At 75.5% G+C, this 17,193-nt stretch carries 13 protein-coding genes; 4 read left to right on the top strand and 9 right to left on the bottom strand.

The window, feature by feature from the left end; translation table 11 throughout:
- Positions 1 to 10: 10 nt before the first annotated feature.
- Positions 11 to 1,900, bottom strand: a complete 1,890-nt coding sequence (locus tag ACFOYX_RS24180; RefSeq protein ID WP_322439154.1) for a stealth family protein — start codon at positions 1,898 to 1,900, stop codon at positions 11 to 13.
- A 448-nt stretch (positions 1,901 to 2,348) separates the two neighbouring features.
- Here ACFOYX_RS24180 and ACFOYX_RS24175 point away from each other — a divergent pair, with 448 nt between their 5' ends.
- Positions 2,349 to 3,269, top strand: coding sequence for a DNA-3-methyladenine glycosylase 2 family protein (locus tag ACFOYX_RS24175; RefSeq protein WP_322439155.1), 921 nt, complete (start codon positions 2,349 to 2,351; stop codon positions 3,267 to 3,269).
- 20 nt (positions 3,270 to 3,289) lie between these two features.
- Here the strand turns inward: ACFOYX_RS24175 and ACFOYX_RS24170 are convergent, their stop codons facing one another.
- Together ACFOYX_RS24170 and ACFOYX_RS24165 are read right to left on the bottom strand one after the other, a co-directional pair.
- On the bottom strand, positions 3,290 to 3,793 hold the full coding sequence (locus ACFOYX_RS24170; RefSeq protein WP_236648080.1) for a DUF1990 family protein: 504 nt from the start codon (positions 3,791 to 3,793) through the stop codon (positions 3,290 to 3,292).
- A 196-nt stretch (positions 3,794 to 3,989) separates the two neighbouring features.
- Positions 3,990 to 4,202: a hypothetical protein gene (locus ACFOYX_RS24165; protein WP_109802966.1), complete on the bottom strand. Its 213-nt coding sequence runs from the start codon at positions 4,200 to 4,202 to the stop codon at positions 3,990 to 3,992.
- A 135-nt stretch (positions 4,203 to 4,337) separates the two neighbouring features.
- On the opposite strand from ACFOYX_RS24165, the gene ACFOYX_RS24160 reads away from it, so the two are divergent.
- Together ACFOYX_RS24160 and ACFOYX_RS24155 are read left to right on the top strand one after the other, a co-directional pair.
- On the top strand, positions 4,338 to 5,450 hold the full coding sequence (locus tag ACFOYX_RS24160; protein WP_322439156.1) for an ATP-dependent DNA ligase: 1,113 nt from the start codon (positions 4,338 to 4,340) through the stop codon (positions 5,448 to 5,450).
- Positions 5,451 to 5,505: 55 nt separating this feature from the next.
- On the top strand, positions 5,506 to 7,074 hold the full coding sequence (locus tag ACFOYX_RS24155; RefSeq protein WP_322439265.1) for an alpha/beta hydrolase: 1,569 nt from the start codon (positions 5,506 to 5,508) through the stop codon (positions 7,072 to 7,074).
- Here the strand turns inward: ACFOYX_RS24155 and ACFOYX_RS24150 are convergent.
- The gene (locus ACFOYX_RS24150) at positions 7,001 to 7,513 is read right to left on the bottom strand and encodes a potassium channel family protein (protein WP_322439157.1); all 513 of its coding nucleotides are present in this window, start codon (positions 7,511 to 7,513) and stop codon (positions 7,001 to 7,003) included. The two genes, ACFOYX_RS24155 and ACFOYX_RS24150, sit on opposite strands and share 74 nt — an antisense overlap.
- A 72-nt stretch (positions 7,514 to 7,585) precedes the next feature.
- Between ACFOYX_RS24150 and ACFOYX_RS24145 the strand changes: the two genes are divergently transcribed.
- Positions 7,586 to 8,038: a GNAT family N-acetyltransferase gene (locus ACFOYX_RS24145; RefSeq protein ID WP_322439158.1), complete on the top strand. Its 453-nt coding sequence runs from the start codon at positions 7,586 to 7,588 to the stop codon at positions 8,036 to 8,038.
- A gap of 331 nt (positions 8,039 to 8,369) precedes the next feature.
- Here ACFOYX_RS24145 and ACFOYX_RS24140 read toward each other — a convergent pair whose 3' ends face one another.
- The 5 genes from ACFOYX_RS24140 to ligD all read right to left on the bottom strand — a co-directional run bounded on the left by ACFOYX_RS24140 (position 8,370) and on the right by ligD (position 17,188).
- On the bottom strand, positions 8,370 to 9,089 hold the full coding sequence (locus ACFOYX_RS24140; RefSeq protein WP_109803232.1) for an ABC transporter ATP-binding protein: 720 nt from the start codon (positions 9,087 to 9,089) through the stop codon (positions 8,370 to 8,372).
- Positions 9,086 to 10,078 (bottom strand): ABC transporter ATP-binding protein, encoded by a 993-nt coding sequence (locus tag ACFOYX_RS24135; RefSeq protein WP_322439159.1) that lies wholly within the window; start codon positions 10,076 to 10,078, stop codon positions 9,086 to 9,088. Before ACFOYX_RS24135 ends, ACFOYX_RS24140 begins: the two co-directional genes overlap by 4 nt.
- Before the next feature lies 1 nt (position 10,079).
- Positions 10,080 to 12,800, bottom strand: a complete 2,721-nt coding sequence (locus tag ACFOYX_RS24130) for an FtsX-like permease family protein (RefSeq protein WP_322439160.1) — start codon at positions 12,798 to 12,800, stop codon at positions 10,080 to 10,082.
- 67 nt (positions 12,801 to 12,867) lie between these two features.
- On the bottom strand, positions 12,868 to 16,059 hold the full coding sequence (locus ACFOYX_RS24125) for an FtsX-like permease family protein (protein WP_322439161.1): 3,192 nt from the start codon (positions 16,057 to 16,059) through the stop codon (positions 12,868 to 12,870).
- A gap of 100 nt (positions 16,060 to 16,159) precedes the next feature.
- Positions 16,160 to 17,188, bottom strand: coding sequence for a non-homologous end-joining DNA ligase (gene ligD / locus ACFOYX_RS24120; RefSeq protein ID WP_322439162.1), 1,029 nt, complete (start codon positions 17,186 to 17,188; stop codon positions 16,160 to 16,162).
- Positions 17,189 to 17,193 lie beyond the last annotated feature (5 nt).

The following is a 17,193-nucleotide window of genomic DNA, read 5'->3' as shown; positions in this document are numbered from 1 at the left end:
TTCAAGGCGATCAGGCATCTGGTCGCTCTCCCAGTTTCACAGAGGGTTCCACGCCGGGCTGCGCGGAGATTCCACGGTGGGCGGCCCGTGGCGTGCCGATGCGGAGCGAGGGCGTGGTGGGGGCGTCCACCGCAGGGCCGACCCGGAGCGCGGGCACCGTCGCCGCGTCCACCTGCGGTCCCTCCCGGTCGGCCCCGCAGGCCCGTCGCCACAGGGCGGTGGCGCCGACCTTCCGGCGCTCGGCGACCGCGTCGTCCGGTAGTTCGAACGGCGCGGGGAAAGGCAGGTAGCGGGGCAGGAAGTCGGCCAACATGTTCTCCTGCTCCTCGATCGCCCGCGGGTCGGAGTCGGTGTCGTTGAGGCAGAACACGTCCCGGTGCCGGCGGGCCAGGAGCTCGGCCAGGCGGGCGGGGGTCGAGGGGTGGCCGAGGTCCGCGTACTCGTACTCGATGTCGGCGGGAACCGCCTGCGCGGTCAGGTACGCCCAGTACTGGTGCAGCGAGGACGGGATGGAGAGGTCGCCGTGGTGGCGGAACCGGTGCCGCGCCGTCGCCTGCACGTCCGCCGCCAACATGGCCTCGATCTGGTGCATGATGCTGCGCCGCAGGGCGAACGGGGTGTGCCTCATCTTCTGCGTGATGGTGACCCCGAACTGCCGCTGGATGTGCCGGCGGTTGTTCTTCCCGGCGGCGTTCACCGGCGGGTCGCTGGGCGTGGCCGCCCCCAGGCCGAACTGGGCCGGGGAGAGGAAGAACTTCGCGATTCCGTTGGCGTGGAAGAAGTGGGTCGGCAGCAGCGGCCGGCCCAGGAAGACGTCGTCGTTGAAGTAGAGGAAGTGCTCGGCGAGGCCCTCGATCCGGTGCAACCGGGACTCGATGGCGTGCGAGTTGAACGACGACTGCCCGCCGAGGTCGGCGAAGAGCTCGGCGTGCGTGACGACGGTGACCATCGGGTGGTTCGGGTCGAGCCAGCTGGGCAGCTGGCTGTCGGTCACCAGGAAGATCCGGCGGAGCCAGGGCGCGAAGCTGTGCAGCGAGCGCATCGCGTACCGCAGTTCGTCCCGGTTGTGGTAGCGGGAGCTGTTCGCCGCCACGGCGTGCAGCATGCCGTCGGGCGCGCCGAGCGCGTCCGCCTTCCGGCGCAGCCACTCCGGATCCGAACCGTCGACCCAGGTGAAGACGGCGTCGATCGGGAAGCCCACCCGGTCGGGGGCCCGCACGGTGAGGTCGCGGCGGGTGCGGTAGGTGTGGTCGTCCGCCTCGGGGACGAAGTGGCTGATCAGCGCGGCCGCCACCCGGACCGGTTCGGCCCGGGCCGGCGCCTCGTCGACCACCGCGTTGTGCCGGGGCGCGCGGACGACGTCGCCCACCCGGGCCCAGAACTCGATCTCGCAGGCGAACTGGGCACCCAGGACCACGCCCGCCCGGGCGTCGGTCACCGGGAACCACACCTGGATCACCTCGGTGGGCGCCAGGTCGGGCTGGTTGCGCCCGGGCCGTACCTCGACGACGTGCACGTGCGCGCCGGACAGCGCCGGCGCGCCGCGGACCAGGCGGAGCACCTCGGCCCGCCGGTCGTCGAGCACCGCCACGGAGCTGCGCAGGTAGTCGTCGTTGCGCAGGCAGTGGTGGTCGATCCCGGCTGCCTCCAACGCGGTGGTCACCGCGGTGAGGTTGCGGTGCCACATCTCCAGCGGCGTCGCCGCGACGACCACCTCGGCCACCGTCCGCACGCCACCGTCGGTGACGGTGACCCGCGAGCCCAGCGGATGCACCGTGTCGCCGCCGCTCGGCCGGGTGAGGGTGCGCACGAGGCTGAGCCGGCGGTGCTGGGGCAGCATCTCCAGCAGCTGGCGCCGCATTCCCTGCGGCAGGCTGCGGTAGATCTTGAGCGCGATCATCGGAGCGGTCCGTCAGACGTGACGACCGCTGCTCTCCCCGTCATGTCAGGGCCCGAAGGGCGAGGCCGGCAACGCCGGATCCGGTACGTGGACAGACCCAGAGGCAGCACGCATCGCTGATCGCCCTTCTCATTACATCCCCGTTGGCCGCTACCGGAATTCCTCCCACCACACCCGCACAACGGGCATGGGATGGTGAGGAGACCTCATCCCGGGCAACGACAGATTGAGAGGTTAGCAACGGATTCATCTCTGAAACACCAGCCGTTCACCTCCCTAACAGCAGGACCACGCGGGTTACGCGGCATTTGGCCACCGGACCGATGATTCGCGTTCGACAAGTAGGACCTTCCGGATGAGGGGCCGATACCTGATCGGCCGAGCTCATTCGCCCGTGAGTCCACGAGCCGCAGGCAACGCACCTCGGCCGACCTGTCAGAGTGTCCGGGTGACTCCTTCCGGAACCGCCGCCCGCCGGACGCTGCGCCCGCCGGCCGGCTACCGGCTGGCCGCCTCGGTCCGGGCGCTCACCTTCAGCCCGTACGACCCGTGCGCCCGGATCGCCGCCGGCACCTTCTGGTGGGCCACCCGCACCCCGGACGGGCCGGCCACCCTGATGCTGCGGCAGACGGCCGGCGAGCTGGTCGCCGAGGGGTACGGACCGGGCGCCGGCTGGGTGGTCGACCGGGCGGACGCGGTGGCCGGACTCCGCGACGACCTCACCGGCTTCGCCGACCTCGCCGCCGCGCACCCGGTGGTGGCCCGGCTCGCCGCCCAGCACGGCGGGCTGCGGATGCCCGCCACCGGCCAGGTCTTCCCCCGGCTGCTGCGGGCCGTCTTCGAGCAGAAGGTCACCGGCAAGGAGGCCTACCGGGCGTACGCGGCCACCGTGCGGCACTTCCGCGAGCCGGCGCCGGGGCCCCTGCAACCGCTGCTGCTGCCCCCGGAGCCGGCCGCGGTGGCCGCCACCCCGTACTGGGTCTTCCACCCGTTCGGGGTGGAACAGCGGCGGGCCGAGACGCTGCGCCGCGCGGCCGCCGCCGCCGACCGGCTGGAGCGCTGCGCGGACGCCGAGGAGGCCACCCGCCGGCTGACCGCGATCCCCGGCATCGGCCCGTGGACCGCCGCCGAGGTGGTGCGGATCGCGTACGGCGACCCGGACGCGGTCAGCGTCGGCGACTACCACATCCCGAACACGGTGGCCTGGGCCCTCGCGGGCGAGCCGCGCGGGGACGACGCCCGGATGCTGGCGCTGCTGGAGCCGTTCCGCGGCCATCGGGGGCGGGTCTGCCTGCTGCTGGAGGCGAGCGGGGTGCACGCCCCGCGCTACGGCCCGCGCGCCCCGATCCGCTCCTTCGCCCGCTTCTGACCCCCGCCCTCGGGGCGGCGTCAGCCGTCGGCGCAGAGACGGCGCAGGGTGCGGCCCAGCCACCAGGCGTACCCGCGCTGGAAGGCCCGGCCGAGCGGCCCGGCGGCGCGCATGATCCACCGGTCCGGACGGCTGAAGGCGCGTACCTCGAACCAGACCGCGCCGGAGGAGTCCCGGGTGACCACGAAGGCCTCCTCACCGCGCGCCGGGTGCCCGGCCAGCGTGCCGTACCCGAAGCCGGCCCGCCGCTCGTCGTCGACGGCCCAGACCACCGCGCACGGCGCGGCGAGCCGCAGCGGCCCGACGCCCAGGCGGGAGACGACCCGGACCCCGGGGGCGGCCCGCGGCGCGTCCGCCTCGATCCGGATGCCGGCCGCCCGGTGCAGCCGCCAGCCGAGGACGGCCGCGCCGGCGGCGGTGAACGATTCCGCGGGCAGCCGGACCCGGTGCCGGACATGCCGCCAGCCGGGCGGCAGCGGACCCTCGCGGGTGGCGCCCACGTCCGGGTAGGTCAGCTCCGGCACGGTCGGCACCCCCATCGTCGAGTCGGACCCCGCCAGCGTACGGCCGGCGCGGGCGGGCCGCCCGGCGCGGTCGCGGCCGGCCGTGGTGGGCTCGGCGGGTGGCCGTGCTGGAGAAGTCGCTGGTCAGCCGCGCGCAGCGATGCGTGAGCCGGTCGGCTCCGCCGGGTGCCGGCGACGATGATCCGCGAGCGCCGGGTCAGGCGGCCTCGCGCAGGTCGGCCAGGCCGACCGGGGCGTGCCGGCGCAGCAACTCCTCCAGCTCGGCGACCGAGGAGACCTCGCCGACGACGTTCACGCCGCCGCCGAACTCCGGCCGGTAGCGGTGCGCCAACCGGTAGCGGTACCGCCCCCGGATCAGCTCCACGCTGACCCGCCAGCGCCCGCAACAGCCGCACACCCACTCCCGCACCCGGCGAAACTAGCTCTGACCTGCGGTTTCATCATCCGCACGCCGATGACGAACGGGCCCGAGCGGGGACACGCCGCCCCGCACCGGCGGTGATCTGCCTCACGGCGGTCGGCCCTGTCTGATTGACTGGTCGCCGTGGACCTGCCGATCAATCCCCCGGTCGAGCCGATGCTGGCCAAGAGCGTGCCCCAACTCCCCACCGCCCCCGGCATGACGTACGAGCCGAAGTGGGACGGGTTCCGCTGCATCATCTTCCGGGACGGTGACTCCGTCGAGCTGGCCAGCCGCGGTGGCAAGACGATGACCCGCTACTTCCCCGAGGTGGTCGAGCAGGCGCGGGCGCAGCTGCCGGAGCGGTGCGCGGTCGACGGCGAGCTGATCGTGATCCGCCGGGACGGCGCGGGCGGCCAGCCCCGGCTCGACTTCGAGCTGCTCGCCCAGCGCATCCATCCGGCGGCCTCCCGGGTCAAGCTGCTCGCCGAGACCACCCCGGCCGACTTCGTCGCCTTCGACCTGCTGGCCATCGACGACGAGGCCCTGCTCGACCAGCCCTACCCGCACCGCCGGGCCCGGCTGGAGCAGGCGCTGGCCAAGGTCCACCCGCCGGTGCACGTCACCCAGGTGACCACCGACCCCGAGACGGCCCGCCGCTGGTTCGATGTCTTCGAGGGCGCCGGGCTGGACGGCCTGATCGTCAAGCCGGCCGACCTGCCGTACGAGCCGGGCAAGCGGCTGATGTTCAAGGTCAAGCACGCCCGCACGGCGGACGCGGTGGTGGCCGGCTTCCGCTGGCACAAGTCCGGTCCGGTGGTCGGTTCGCTGCTGCTCGGCCTCTACGACGACGCGGGGGTGCTGCACCACATCGGGGTCAGCTCCTCGTTCACCGCGGCCCGCCGCAAGGAGCTGCTGACCGAGCTGGAGCCGTACCGGGACGTGGCCGGCGACCACCCGTGGGTGCACGGCGACCACGAGCGGGGCCAGCGCATTCCCGGAGGGGTGAGCCGGTGGACGGGCACGAAGAACCTCGAGTGGGAGCCGCTGCGCCCGGAGCTGGTGGTCGAGGTCGGCTACGACGCGATGGAGGGCGACCGGCTGCGGCACACCGCCCAGTTCGTCCGCTGGCGGCCCGACCGCGATCCCCGCTCCTGCCGCTACGACCAGCTGGAGCGCCCGGTCCGCTACGACGTGGACCAGGTGCTGCGCGGGGACCCGGCGGCGACCGTCGGCAGTGCCTCGGGCCCGGCGTAGCCTGGCCGTCGACCCGATCACGGAAGGCTCCCACGTGACCCGCTACTCCGACCGGATCCGCCGCGCCCGGCTCGCCCTGGGCGGGTTCGCCGCGGCGGTGGTGGTCACCGCCGGCTGCACGCTGCCGGCGTTCGCCCCGCGGACCGAGGGTCAGGGCGAAGCGGCCGCCCCGGGCAGCGCGCCGACCTGGCGGGCCTGCCCGGAGGTGCCGGACGAGCTGGTCGGCCGGGGCGCCTCGGGCATGCGTTACGAGTGCGCGCGGGTCCTGGTGCCGCGCAACTGGGGCAGCGGTGCCCCGACCGGCGCGACCGCCGGGCCGGGCACCGGGGAGACGTTCGAGATCGCCCTGCTGCGGATCCGGTCGAACAAGCAGCACGACCGGATCGGGTCGCTGGTGGTCAATCCGGGCGGCCCCGGCGCGTCCGGCGTGGACACCGCGGTCTACCTCTCCTTCGGCTCGGCGTTCGGCGGGCTGCCGGCCGCGGTGACCGACCGCTTCGACATCGTCGGCTTCGACCCGCGCGGAGTGGCGCGGTCCAGCCCGGTCAAGTGCATCCCCGACGCCGACCTGGACGCCAGCTTCGGCTACGACCCCGACCCACAGAGCCAGGCCGCGTTCGACGGCTTCGTCGACCTCAACAGACGGATCGGGCAGCGCTGCGGCGACCGGTACGGCGACCAGCTCCCGCTCTACGGCACCGAGCAGGCCGCCCGGGACATGGACGCGGTCCGCGCGGCGGTCGGCGACGAGAAGCTCACCTACCTCGGCTACTCGTACGGGACGCTGCTCGGCGCGACCTACGCCCAGCTCTACCCGGACCGGGTGCGGGCCCTGGTGCTCGACGGCGCGGTGGACCCGCAGCAGAAGCTGATCGCCGGGTCGGAGAGCCAGGCGAAGGGCTTCGAGCGGGCGTTCGGCAACTTCCACCGGTGGTGCGCCGCGAACGCCGGCCGCTGCCCGATCGCCCCGGACGCCCGGGGCGCGGTCACCGCCGCCATCGACAAGGCGAAGGTCTCCCCGGTCCGGGGCGGCGATGGGCGGGAGGCCACCGCGGGCTGGGTCTTCTACGCGGTCATCTCCTCGCTCTACACCGAGTCGGGGTGGCAGGAGCTGGCCCTGGCGATCGACCAGCTCCAGGCCGGCGACCCGGCCGGGGTGTTCAAGCTCGCCGACGCGTACGCGGGCCGCGAGGACGACGGGCACTACTCCAACCTCTTCGACGCCAATCTGGCGGTGAACTGCGCCGACGAGACCGAGAAGCCCAGCCGGGAGCAGATCCGCCAGCTGCAGTCGCAGTGGCGGCAGAAGTACCCGCTCTTCGGTCCGGCGCTGGCCGTGGGCATGCTGGGCTGCGTGGAGTGGCCCGGCCAGCGGGACCCGTACCCGACCGGCAAGGCCGTGGGGGCGCCGCCGATCGTGGTGGTCGGGACCACCGGCGACCCGGCCACCCCGTACGAGCAGACCGCCGCGCTGGCCTCGATGCTCGGCGTCGGCCGGGTGCTGACCTGGGAGGGTGAGGGGCACACCGCGTACCCGCAGACCGCCTGCGTCACCACCGCCGTCGACGCCTACCTGATCTCGCTGACCGTTCCCAGAGAGGGGCTGCGCTGCCCGGCGCGTTGAGCGGCTCGCGGCGCTCCGGCTCGGGCACCTCGATGCCCTGCCGGGCGGCCAGCTCCTCGATCAGCGCGCGCATCCGGCGCACGTCGGCCTTGAGCTCCTCCTGCTCGTCGTGTTCGAAGGCGTCGTCGTCGACGATCAGCCGGCTGGCGAAGTGCGCGGTGATCAGCGGGATGACCAGCAGCACCATGGTGGAGATGAGCAGCGCGGCGAGGACTCGCCCCTCGGTGGTGCTGGGCGAGATGTCGCCGTACCCGACGGTGGAGGCGGTGACCACCGCCCACCACACCGAGTCGGCGGCGCTCTTGCGCTCCGCGTGGCTGTAGAGCACCCCTGCCACCACGATCATCAGCAGGTACGACATGATCAGCGTCCGCGGCGAGTTGGCGAACCAGACGAGACCCCGGTAGATCCAGCGGAACGGCAGCAGCAGGAGCTCCATGGCGCACATGCTGCCCGGTGCCGGCAACCCACGCCCGCACATCGGTCGGCGTCGCTGTGCCAGGCTGCCGGTATGACCGACCTGATCTTCCGGGACGCCGTCCGGGCCGACCTGCCCGCCGTCATCGCCCTGCTCGCCGACGACGTGCTGGGCAAGGCCCGCGACTTCACCGAGGTCGACGACGCGTACGAGAAGGCGTTCGCCGAGATCGACGCCGACCCGCGCAACCACCTGGTCGTCGCGGACGCCGGCGGCGAACTGCTCGGCTGCATGCAGATCACGTACATCCCGGGGCTGGGCCGGCACGGCGCGGAACGGTCGCTGATCGAGTCGGTGCGGGTGCGGTCGGACCTGCGCGGCCGGGGCCTCGGCCGGCAGATGATGACCTGGGCCATCGACCAGGCCCGGCAGCGCGGCTGCGCGCTGGTGCAGCTCACCACGGACAAGACCCGGGCGGACGCGCACCGCTTCTACCGCAACCTCGGTTTCGTGGCCAGCCACGAGGGGATGAAGCTGCCACTCTGACCGTTTCCCGTCCCGAGCGGTCAAGGGTGGTCGGCCGGCACCGGGCGGCCCGGGGGGTCGGCGCGGCAGTGGGGCTGGTCGGCGCGGCAGGCGGGCGGGCGGGGGAATCGGAGGCGACCTCCCGCAACCCGCACGGAAAGACGCTACGAAGCTGATGTCGCAGATGATTCAACGGAGCAGCGGGCCGCCGCAGCAGCGGGCCGCCGCAGCATCGCCGCCGATTCATTTACGACATCAGCTTCATAGGCAGTGCGAAGGGCACCGACGGGCGGGGAGCCCGGCGTGCCCGCAGCCGAGGGCTGCCGGGACAGCGCCAGTCCGGCGACGGGCGTCAGTCGTCGACCAGCCGGCCGTCGCGCAGGGTCAGGGTACGGTCGGCCAGCTCGATCAGCGCCGGGTCGTGGGTGGCCACCAGCGCGGTCATGCCGCGGGCGTGCACCACGGCGCGGAGCAGGTCCATGATGGACCGGCCGGTCTCCGAGTCCAGCTGACCGGTGGGCTCGTCGGCGATCAACAGGTCCGGCTCGTTCGCCAGCGCGCGGGCCACCGCCACCCGCTGCTGCTGCCCGCCCGACAGCTCGTACGGGCGCTGCGCGGCGTGCCCGCCGAGGCCGACCAGCTCCAGCAGCACCGCGACCCGCTGCTCCCGCTCGGCCGCCGGCACCCGGGCCAGCCGCAGCGGCACCCCGACGTTCTCCGCCGCGGACAGGATCGGCACCAGCCCGAAGGTCTGGAACACGAAGCCGACCGTCCCCCGGCGCAGCCGCAGCAGTTCCCGCTCACCGGCGGCCGTCACGTCGTGCCCGGCCACCCGCACCCGCCCGGAGTCCGGCCGGTCCAGCCCGCCGACCAGGTTGAGCAGGGTGGTCTTGCCGGCGCCGGAGCGGCCCCGCACCGCCACCAGCTCGCCCCGCCCGGCGGAGAACGAGACGTCCCGGACGGCGTGCACGGCGTGCTCGCCCCGGCCGAAGGTGCGGCTCACCCCGTCGACCCGGACCACCTCCTCAGTGGTGGTCGCACCCGCCGGCGTCGCGGACAACTGCTCGGTCATGCCTCACTCCGTTCGGCCTGCGCCCGGTCGCCGGGCCGCACCTCGACGTGGTCGGGTTCCAGGTTGAGCCGGACCCGGTCGCGCAGGGCCAGCGCGTCGACGAAGGACGCCGGCAGCTGCATCCGCCCGGTCCGGTCGAGCACCGCGTACTCCTCGCTGACCAGCTCGGTGCTGCCGTCCGCCGCGATCCGGGCGGTGCGGCGTACCTCGGAGGCGGTCCGGCCGTCGCGGATCGCGACGGTCCGGCGGACCTGGCCGGCCACCGCGTGGTCGTGGGTGACCACCACGATGGTCACGCCCAGCTCGGCGTTGATGGTCCGCAGCGCGGCGAAGACCTCCGCGCCGGTCGCCTCGTCCAGCTCGCCGGTGGGCTCGTCGGCGAAGAGCACCTCCGGGTCGTTGGCCACCGCCACCGCGACGGCGCAGCGCTGCTGTTCGCCGCCGCTCAGCTGGCCGGGCCGCCGGTCCGCGCAGTAGCCGACCCCGACCAGGTCGAGCAGCTCGCGGGCCCGCTCCCGGCGGGCCCGCCGGCCGCGGCCGCCGGCCAGCTTCATCGGCAGCTCCACGTTCTCCAGCGCGGTCAGGTACGGCAGCAGGTTGCGGCCGGTCTGCTGCCAGACGAAGCCGACCATCTTCCGCCGGTAGCTGAGCCGCCGCCGGTTCGACAGCGCGAGCAGGTCGTACTCGGCGACCCGGGCGATGCCGGCGGTGGGGGTGTCCAGCCCGGAGAGGATGTTCAGCAGCGTCGACTTCCCCGAGCCCGAGGCGCCGACGATCGCGACCAGCTCGCCCCGGTCGATGACCAGGTCGAGCCCCTGCAGGGCGACCACCTCCACCCCCTCGGTCTTGAAGATCCGGACCAGGCCGTCGCAGACGATGTGCCCGCGCAGCCGGTCCCGGCCGCCGGCCCGCTCGGCCGCGCGCTGCGCGGCCCGCTGTTGCAGGGCGGCCAGGTCCGGCACGACCGACGCCTCGGCGATGGCTGTCATCTCAGCTCTCCTCTCCGAGCCGGAGCACCTCACCGAGGCGCATCCGGCGGTTGTTCAGGGCCTCGACGGCGACCGCGAAGCCGAGGGCCAGCACGGCCAGCCCGAGCACGCCGGCGACCAGACCGGGTTCGAAACGCACCCGCACCGCCGCGCCCCCGGTGAACGCGGGCAGGCCGAGGACGGGGGACAACAACAGGGGCAGCAGCGCGCCGACCAGCGCGCCGGTGAGCACCGAGACCAACACCAGCGGGGTCAGCTCGACCAGCAGCAGCGCCCGCCACTGTCGGCGGGACAGCCCCATGGTGCGCAGCCGGGACAGCACCTGACCGCGGCCGCGCGCCCCGGCCAGCACCGCGAACGCCAGCGCGAGCAGGCCCAGCGCGGCGCCACCGGCCGCGCCGATGGCGAAGCCGAAGACCAGCAGCCCGTTCACCCCGCTGCCGCCGAGCTCCGCCCGCACGGCCGACCAGGTGCGCACCTCCGGCTGGCGGGGCCGCTCCGCGCCGGTGACCACCCCGCCGCGCTGGTAGCGGCGCTGCCCCTCGTCCACCACCCGGCTCACCGCGGCCGCGTCGATGCCCTCGCCGGCCAGCACGAAAGCGGTGGGGACCAGCGGATGCGGGGCGTCCGCCGGCAGCGCCGGCCAGGGCAGCACCGCGAACCGTTCGGTGTTCCGGTCCGCCAGCGGGAACTCGTCGACGGTCCGGGCCACCCGCACCGGCAGCCGGTTGCCCTGCACGTCGAGCCAGGCCGGCCGCCGGCCCGCCGCGTCGGCGAGCCCCGCGTCGGCGAGGTCCGCGGCCAGCGCCGGCGAGACCAGCGCCGGCAGCGGCGCCGAGCCGTCACCGGCGGCGCGGAGCACGTCCGGCACCGTCACACCGGCGCGGCGGCCCACCTCCGCGAAGGTCGCGCCGTCGACCAGCAGGACGCGGGTCTCCCCCACCCCGCCGAACCGGCCGGCGGCGTCGGCGTACGGGCGCTGGGCCGGCTCGACCAGCACCGGGGCGACCGCGCGCACCCCGGGCAGCCCGGCCAGCGCCGCCGTGGTGTCCGGGGCGAACCGCTCCCCGTCGACCAGCACGTCCCCGGGAACGGCGCGGGAGGCGGCCCGGTCCCGGCCGGCCTCGATGCCGGCGGCCACCACCCCGCAGAACGCGGCCGTCGCGACCGCCAGCACCACCACCACCAGTGGCGCGGTCGCGGCGGCCCGACCGGCCCGCGCCGTGCCGAGGAAGGCGACGCTGCCCCGGGCTCGGGCGGCGGCCCGGCTGAGCAGCCGCAACGGCCACGGGTACGCGCGCAGCGCGAGCAGCGCCGCGGCGATCGCCACCAGCACCGGCACGGACACCAGCAGCGGGTCCACCGACCCGCCGAGGGTCAGTCCCCGCCGCCGCAGCAGGAACGCCCCGAGCACCGCCACGCCGAGCAGGCTCACCTCGACGGTGAGCCGGACCGCGGTGGACCGGGCGCCGATCAGGTCGGCTCGACCGGACGTCCGCTGCCCGGTCAGCGCGGCGACCGGCAGCGCCACCGTCGCGAGCGCGGCAGCGAGCAGCACCCAGCGCAGCTGCGCGCCGCCGCCGGGCAGCAGGCCGCCGAGCAGCCAGCCGGCGCCGGCCGCGAACGGCAGCACCAGCGCCGACTCGGCCAGTCCGCGGCCCAGCACCGCGCCGGTCGAGCCGCCCCGGGCGCGCAGCAGCACGTACTCGGCCCGGCGTCGGCGCGCCGCCAACCGGGCGGCGAGCACGGTCAGGCCGGCCAGGGTGGCGAGCAGCCCGGCCGCGATGACGGCGAGCAGCGTACGGGCGGCGGCCAGCGATTCGGCGAACCGCCGCAGCGGGATGTCCACTCCCTGGGTGAGGATGAGCCCGGCCGGGCGGGTCCGGTCCAGGGTGGCCAGCCCGTCGATCAGCTCGCCGACCCGGCCGGGGGTGACCCGGTCGGGCGAGATCCGGTAACGCCAGGCGAAGCTCACCGGCCAGCCGGCACCGGCCAACGCGTCGAAGCCGGCGTCGGCGGTCACCCCGACGCCCAGGAACGGCTCACCGTCCCCCGTGGGCGCGGCGAGCCGCAGCATCGACGGGAGGGCATCCCAGACCCCGGCGCTCTGGTCGGTCGGCCGGAACACGCCCACCAGCACGATTTTCCTCGCCGTCAGCGGTTTGCGGTCGGGGCCCAGCACGGACAGCCGCAGCCGGCTGCCGGCGCGCAGCCCGAGCGGGCCGGCGACCGTCTCGGCGAGGGCCACCTCGACGGCGCCGTCGCCGGTCACGCCCGTCTCCGGCCACCGTCCCTCGACCAGGCCGGCGGCCTCCCGGACCCCGCCCAGGGTGCGCACGCTGAGGTCGATCAGCCCCTTGTCGGCGGTCAGGTCCGGCCCGCTGAGCCGGGTGAACCCGGTCCGCGCCGCGTACCACCGCTCGCCGACCGACTGCCGCACGGCCGGGGGCATCCGCTGCTGGAGCGTGTCCAGCTCGCCGGCGCGCGGGGCGGCCACCGCGCGGCTCGTCCCCCGGACCTGCTCCTCGGCCGTGGTGTAGAGCACGTCCCGGCTGGCCACCGGCTGCGCGACGACGTGCTCGCGCAGGCCCTGCCCGGTCAGCTGGTCGGCGATCCGGGGCACCGCCGTGATCAGCAGCGCGGTGACCAGGGTCAGCACCGCCAGCAGCAGGAAGTGCCCGCCGTAGGCACGCACCCGCCGAACCACCCCGAAGACACTCATCGCGCCGCCTCGCTTCGCTCGCCGCCGCGACGAGTCCCCGACACACCGAGCCGGATGATGCGCTCGCTCATCGTTCTCCCCCGATCCGGAGCTGCCGGACGGCCATTCGCTGCCGGATGCCGGTGGTGATGACGGCGCTGAAGGCGAGGGCCACCACCAGCAGCCCGAGCGCGGTCAGCCCGATCGGTGTCCAGGGCAACCGGAAGGCGGCGTCGGGCACCGGCCGGCCGGCGGCCGGGGTGAGGATCACCAGCGGGACCATCGTCGCCGCGACACCGGCGCCGACCAGCAGCCCGACGCCGACCCCGATGCCGGCCAGGCAGGCCTGCTCGGCCAGGAGCGCCCGGGCCAGCAGCCGGGGCGCGGCGCCCAACGTGTGCAGCACGGCGAACTCGCCCAGCCGGTGCCGGGCGGTGGCCCAGACGTCGACCGCCAGGCCGACCAGGGCCAGCAGCACCGTACCGAGCGCGGCCGCGAGCAGCCCGGTCCGCGCCCCCAGCCAGTACGGGTCCCGGGCGGCCTCGGCGGCGACCGCGCGCCGGTCGAGCACGGTCACCCCGGGCAGCCCCGCGAGCGCGGTCGCCGCGGCGCCGTGCCCGGCCGCGTCGGTGGCCAGCCACCACTCGGGCACCGGCCGGACCGTGCCCTGCCGCCGGATCAGCCAGTCGGTCGCTGCGGGCAGGTCGACCAGCATGCCACCGCCGCTGTCGGCGGTCGCGGGAACGGCCTCGACCTCGCCGACCACCTTGACCGGCAGGGTCACGCCCGCCATCGAGACGGTGACCGTGTCGCCGGTGCGGACGTTCAGCGCGGCTCGGGTCCGGGGGGTCAGCAGCGCCGGCGCCGGCGCGTTGTCGCCGCCCGGCACCACGACGAACCGGGACGGCGGCAGGTCGGCGAACGGGCCACCCTCGGGGGTCACCACCCGGTACGTGGCGTCGACGGTCCCACCCTCGGCCCGGGCCGCCCCGATCGGTCCCTGGCCGGTGTCGGCGAGGTTCCACCCGCCGGTCAGCGCCAGCGGCGACCGGGCGCCCGTCGCGTCGACCAGCCCGAGCCCGTCGATGCGCAGCCGGTAGCTGCCGCCGGTCGCGTCGCCCGCGTCGGCCTCGAACCCGGCCAGGCGCAGCGGGACGCCCCCGGTGTCGGGCAGCCGCACGGTGAAGGGCACCCGGCGGCCGTCACCGGTCGCGGTCGCCAGCGGCAGCCGCCACGCCGTACCGCCGTCGGTGGTGAGCAGCACCGTCACCTCCACCCGCGGATTCCCGTACGACTCCACGGGCGTGCGGACGGTCCCGGTGAGCTGCCGCGCGGTGGCCGGCAGGGCGGTCCCGGCCGGCGCGGCGCGTCCCCGGACCAGCCGGTCGAGCAGCTCGCCGGCGGACGCCGCGCCGACGGCGTCGGCCAACCGGAGCGTGCCGGCGGCCCCCGCCGCGTCCAGGCTCACCACCGCCGCGGCGAGGTCGTCCCGGCCGACCCGGACGTCGTCCCGCCAGGCCGGCAGCACGCGGTCCACCCCCGGCAGCGCGGCCAGCCCGGCGGCCCGCTCGGCCGGGGCGACGCCGTTGCGTTCGACCAGCCGCAGGTCGGCGCCGACGCGGTGCTGGGCCTGGTCGCGCTGCGAGCCTTCCCAGGAGGCCACCAACGACCAGGCGAGGGTGCTGCCGCCGACGGCCAGGGCGAGCAGGAGCACCGGCCCGGCGTGCGGGCGCCGGCCCGCCTGCCACATCCCGAACATGGTCGCCGTCCAGGGCCGCCGGTCGACGAACCGCTCGGCGAACCGGGTCGCCGGGGGCAGCAGGCGCAGCGCGACGATCGCCCCGGCGAGCACGCCGAGGGTCGGCGCGGCGGCCAGCAGCGGGTCGATGCCGAGCCGCCCGCCGGCCCCGGCGAGGGGTGAGGAGTACTGCCGCAGCTGGGCCCAGGCCAGCACGGCGAGCGCCACCAAGGCGAGGTCGACGCTGGCCCGCTGCACGGCGGCGCCCCGGGTGGGGCGGGAGCGGGCCGCCATGTCGGCGACGTAGGTGCCGGCCCGGCGCAGCGCCGGCAGCACCATGGCGAGCAGGCAGCCGACCGCGGTGGCGACCGCCACCGCCCAGACCGGGCCGACGCCGCCGTCGGTCAGCCGGAGATCCGCGGTGCCGGCCCCGAACCGGCGCAGCGCCTCGCCGGCCAGCGCCGGTGCGAGCAGCACGGCCGGCGCCACCACCAGCGTCGCCTCCCGTACGGCGAGGCCGGCGAGCTGGCCGCGGGCGGCTCCCCGGGCGCGCAGCAGCGCGGTCTGCGCCCGCCGGTCCTCGTTGAGCAGCGCGGCGACCAGCACCAGCGCGTACCCGCCGAGGACCACGATCAGCAGCAGCGGGGTGAGCAGGGCGGAGCGGCCGACCAGGTCGGCGCGGCCGAGCCGGTCGATCAGCCGGTCCATGGTGGTGACGCTCTGCGCGGACGAGCCGAGACCGGTGGCCTCCGGGAGCTGCGCCGAGATCGCGGCGACGGCCTGCTTGACCGAGGTCAGCCGGCTCGGCTCGACCACGGCGAGATCCGGCGCGACCAGCCAGGACGCCGAGGTGGCGCCGGGGAAGGTGCGGGTGAAGTCGGCCGGGTCGAGCGCGAACGGGCCGTACGAGGTGACCTCGCCCGTCCCGCCGTCGCCGACGCCCGGGGCCAGCCGCCAGTACGCCTCGGCCGGGTCGCGGGGTCGCCAGGTGCCGGCGAGCACCACCTCGCCGGCCCGCTCGGCGCTGCGGTCGAACAGCGGCACCCGGTCGCCGGTGCGCAGCCCGAGCCGGCCGGCGATCTTCTCCGGCAGGGTGACCTGCAGCGGGGTCGCCCCCGGGGTGGGCCACGCGCCGGCGGTCAGCTCGGCGTGCCCGGCGAGGTCGTCGAGGGTGGCGAGGTCGGCGAAGAGCGGGTCGTCGCCGACCCGGGCCGCGCCGAGGTCGCCGGTCAGCTCCCGGCCGGTGCCGTAGCGGGCCGCGGCGAGGGTGACCGGCACCCCGCCCAGGCCGTCGCTGAACTGGGCGCGTACCGCCCGGTCCCGGTCGGCGTACGCGGTGCTGTCGGCACCGCCCGACCCGCTCACCAGCAGGCTGCGCTCCTCGGCGGGCGCCGCCTGGAGCAGCGCCCGCTGCCCGGCGGCGACCGCTCGGCGGTTGTAGTCGGAGAGGCCGGTGACCAGCGCGACCGCCACCAGGGCCGCGACCGCGGCGGCGAGCAGCAGCCCGCGCGCCTCGACGGCCCGCCTCCACACCAGTTTCATCCGACGCCTCCCCGGGCCCCCGACGGGCCGACGACCAGGAAGACCGGTCGGGGCGCGGGAAAGGTTCGCGCTCGTTACATGATCGTTACTAGGGGGTCGGTCAGTCCCGGGGCCGGTCGCGGTCCTTGGAGGGCTGCACCCGCTTGGGCTCGCCGGGCATCTTCGGGTGGTCCGGCGGGTACGGCAGGTCGCCCTGGCCGGCGCCGGCGTCCCGCTCGGCCCACTCCAGCAGCGGGCTGATGTCCCACGGGGCGTCGTCGATGCCGGCGTGCGGGTCGCCCCGCTCGGCGAGCCGGGCGGGCACGCTGCCCAGGTGGAAGTCGTCCGGGTCCACCTCGGGCAGCTCGTCCCAGTCGACCGGGGTGGAGACGGTGGCCCGCGCGTTGGCCCGCAGCGAGTACGCGCAGGCGATCGTCCGGTCCCGGGCCATCTGGTTGTAGTCCACGAAGACCCGGCTGCCCCGCTGCTCCTTCCACCAGGCGGTGGTGATCAGCTCCGGGCGGCGGCGTTCCAGCTCCCGGGCCAGCACGATGGTGGCCCGGCGCACCTCGGTGAACGTCCAGCGGGGGTGGATCCGCAGGTAGACGTGCACGCCCCGGCCGCCGGAGGTCTTCGGCCAGCCGGTGGCGCCCAGCTCGTCCAGCAGCCCGCGAAGCTCGCCGGCGGCGGTGGCCGCGTCGGCGAAGTCGGTGCCCGGCTGCGGGTCGAGGTCGATCCGCAGCTCGTCGGGGCGGTCGACGTCGGCGGCGCGCACCGGCCACGGGTGGAACACCACGGTGCCCATCTGCGCGGCCCACGCGACGTGCGCCAGGTCCGCGGGGCAGAGCTCCGCGGCCTTCCGGCCACTGGGGAAACTGATCTCCGCGGTCCCCACCCACGGCGGTACGCCCCGGGCCGGCACCCGCTTCTGGAAGAACATCTCCCCCTCGATGCCCTCCGGGAACCGCTGCAGCGTCGTCGGACGGTCCCGTAGGGCCCGCATGATCCCGTCGCCGACGGAGAGGTAGTAGCCGAAGACGTCCGCCTTGGTGAACCCGCGCTGCGGGAAGATCACCCGGTCCGGGCTGCTCAGCCGTACGGTGTGCCCGGCCACCTCGATCTCCGCGGCCGCTGCCTTGGTGCCACCCATTGCGC

Origin of the sequence: Micromonospora sp. GCM10011541 (assembly GCF_042650725.1) — a bacterium.
Classification (GTDB): domain Bacteria; phylum Actinomycetota; class Actinomycetes; order Mycobacteriales; family Micromonosporaceae; genus Micromonospora; species Micromonospora sicca.
The sequence above is the reverse complement of the archived record's forward strand: the minus strand, read 5'-3'. Positions and strand labels throughout refer to the sequence as shown.

Excerpts from the sequence above, each read along its gene's own strand:
- ACFOYX_RS24180 (WP_322439154.1), bottom strand. The coding sequence starts at position 1,900 with ATGATCGCGCTCAAGATCTACCGCAGCCTGCCGCAGGGAATGCGGCGC.
- ACFOYX_RS24150 (WP_322439157.1), bottom strand. The coding sequence starts at position 7,513 with ATGGAGCTCCTGCTGCTGCCGTTCCGCTGGATCTACCGGGGTCTCGTC.
- ACFOYX_RS24145 (WP_322439158.1), top strand. The coding sequence starts at position 7,586 with ATGACCGACCTGATCTTCCGGGACGCCGTCCGGGCCGACCTGCCCGCC.
- ACFOYX_RS24140 (WP_109803232.1), bottom strand. The coding sequence starts at position 9,089 with ATGACCGAGCAGTTGTCCGCGACGCCGGCGGGTGCGACCACCACTGAG.
- ACFOYX_RS24135 (WP_322439159.1), bottom strand. The coding sequence starts at position 10,078 with ATGACAGCCATCGCCGAGGCGTCGGTCGTGCCGGACCTGGCCGCCCTG.
- ACFOYX_RS24130 (WP_322439160.1), bottom strand. The coding sequence starts at position 12,800 with ATGAGTGTCTTCGGGGTGGTTCGGCGGGTGCGTGCCTACGGCGGGCAC.
- ACFOYX_RS24125 (WP_322439161.1), bottom strand. The coding sequence starts at position 16,059 with ATGAAACTGGTGTGGAGGCGGGCCGTCGAGGCGCGCGGGCTGCTGCTC.
- ligD (WP_322439162.1), bottom strand. The coding sequence starts at position 17,188 with ATGGGTGGCACCAAGGCAGCGGCCGCGGAGATCGAGGTGGCCGGGCAC.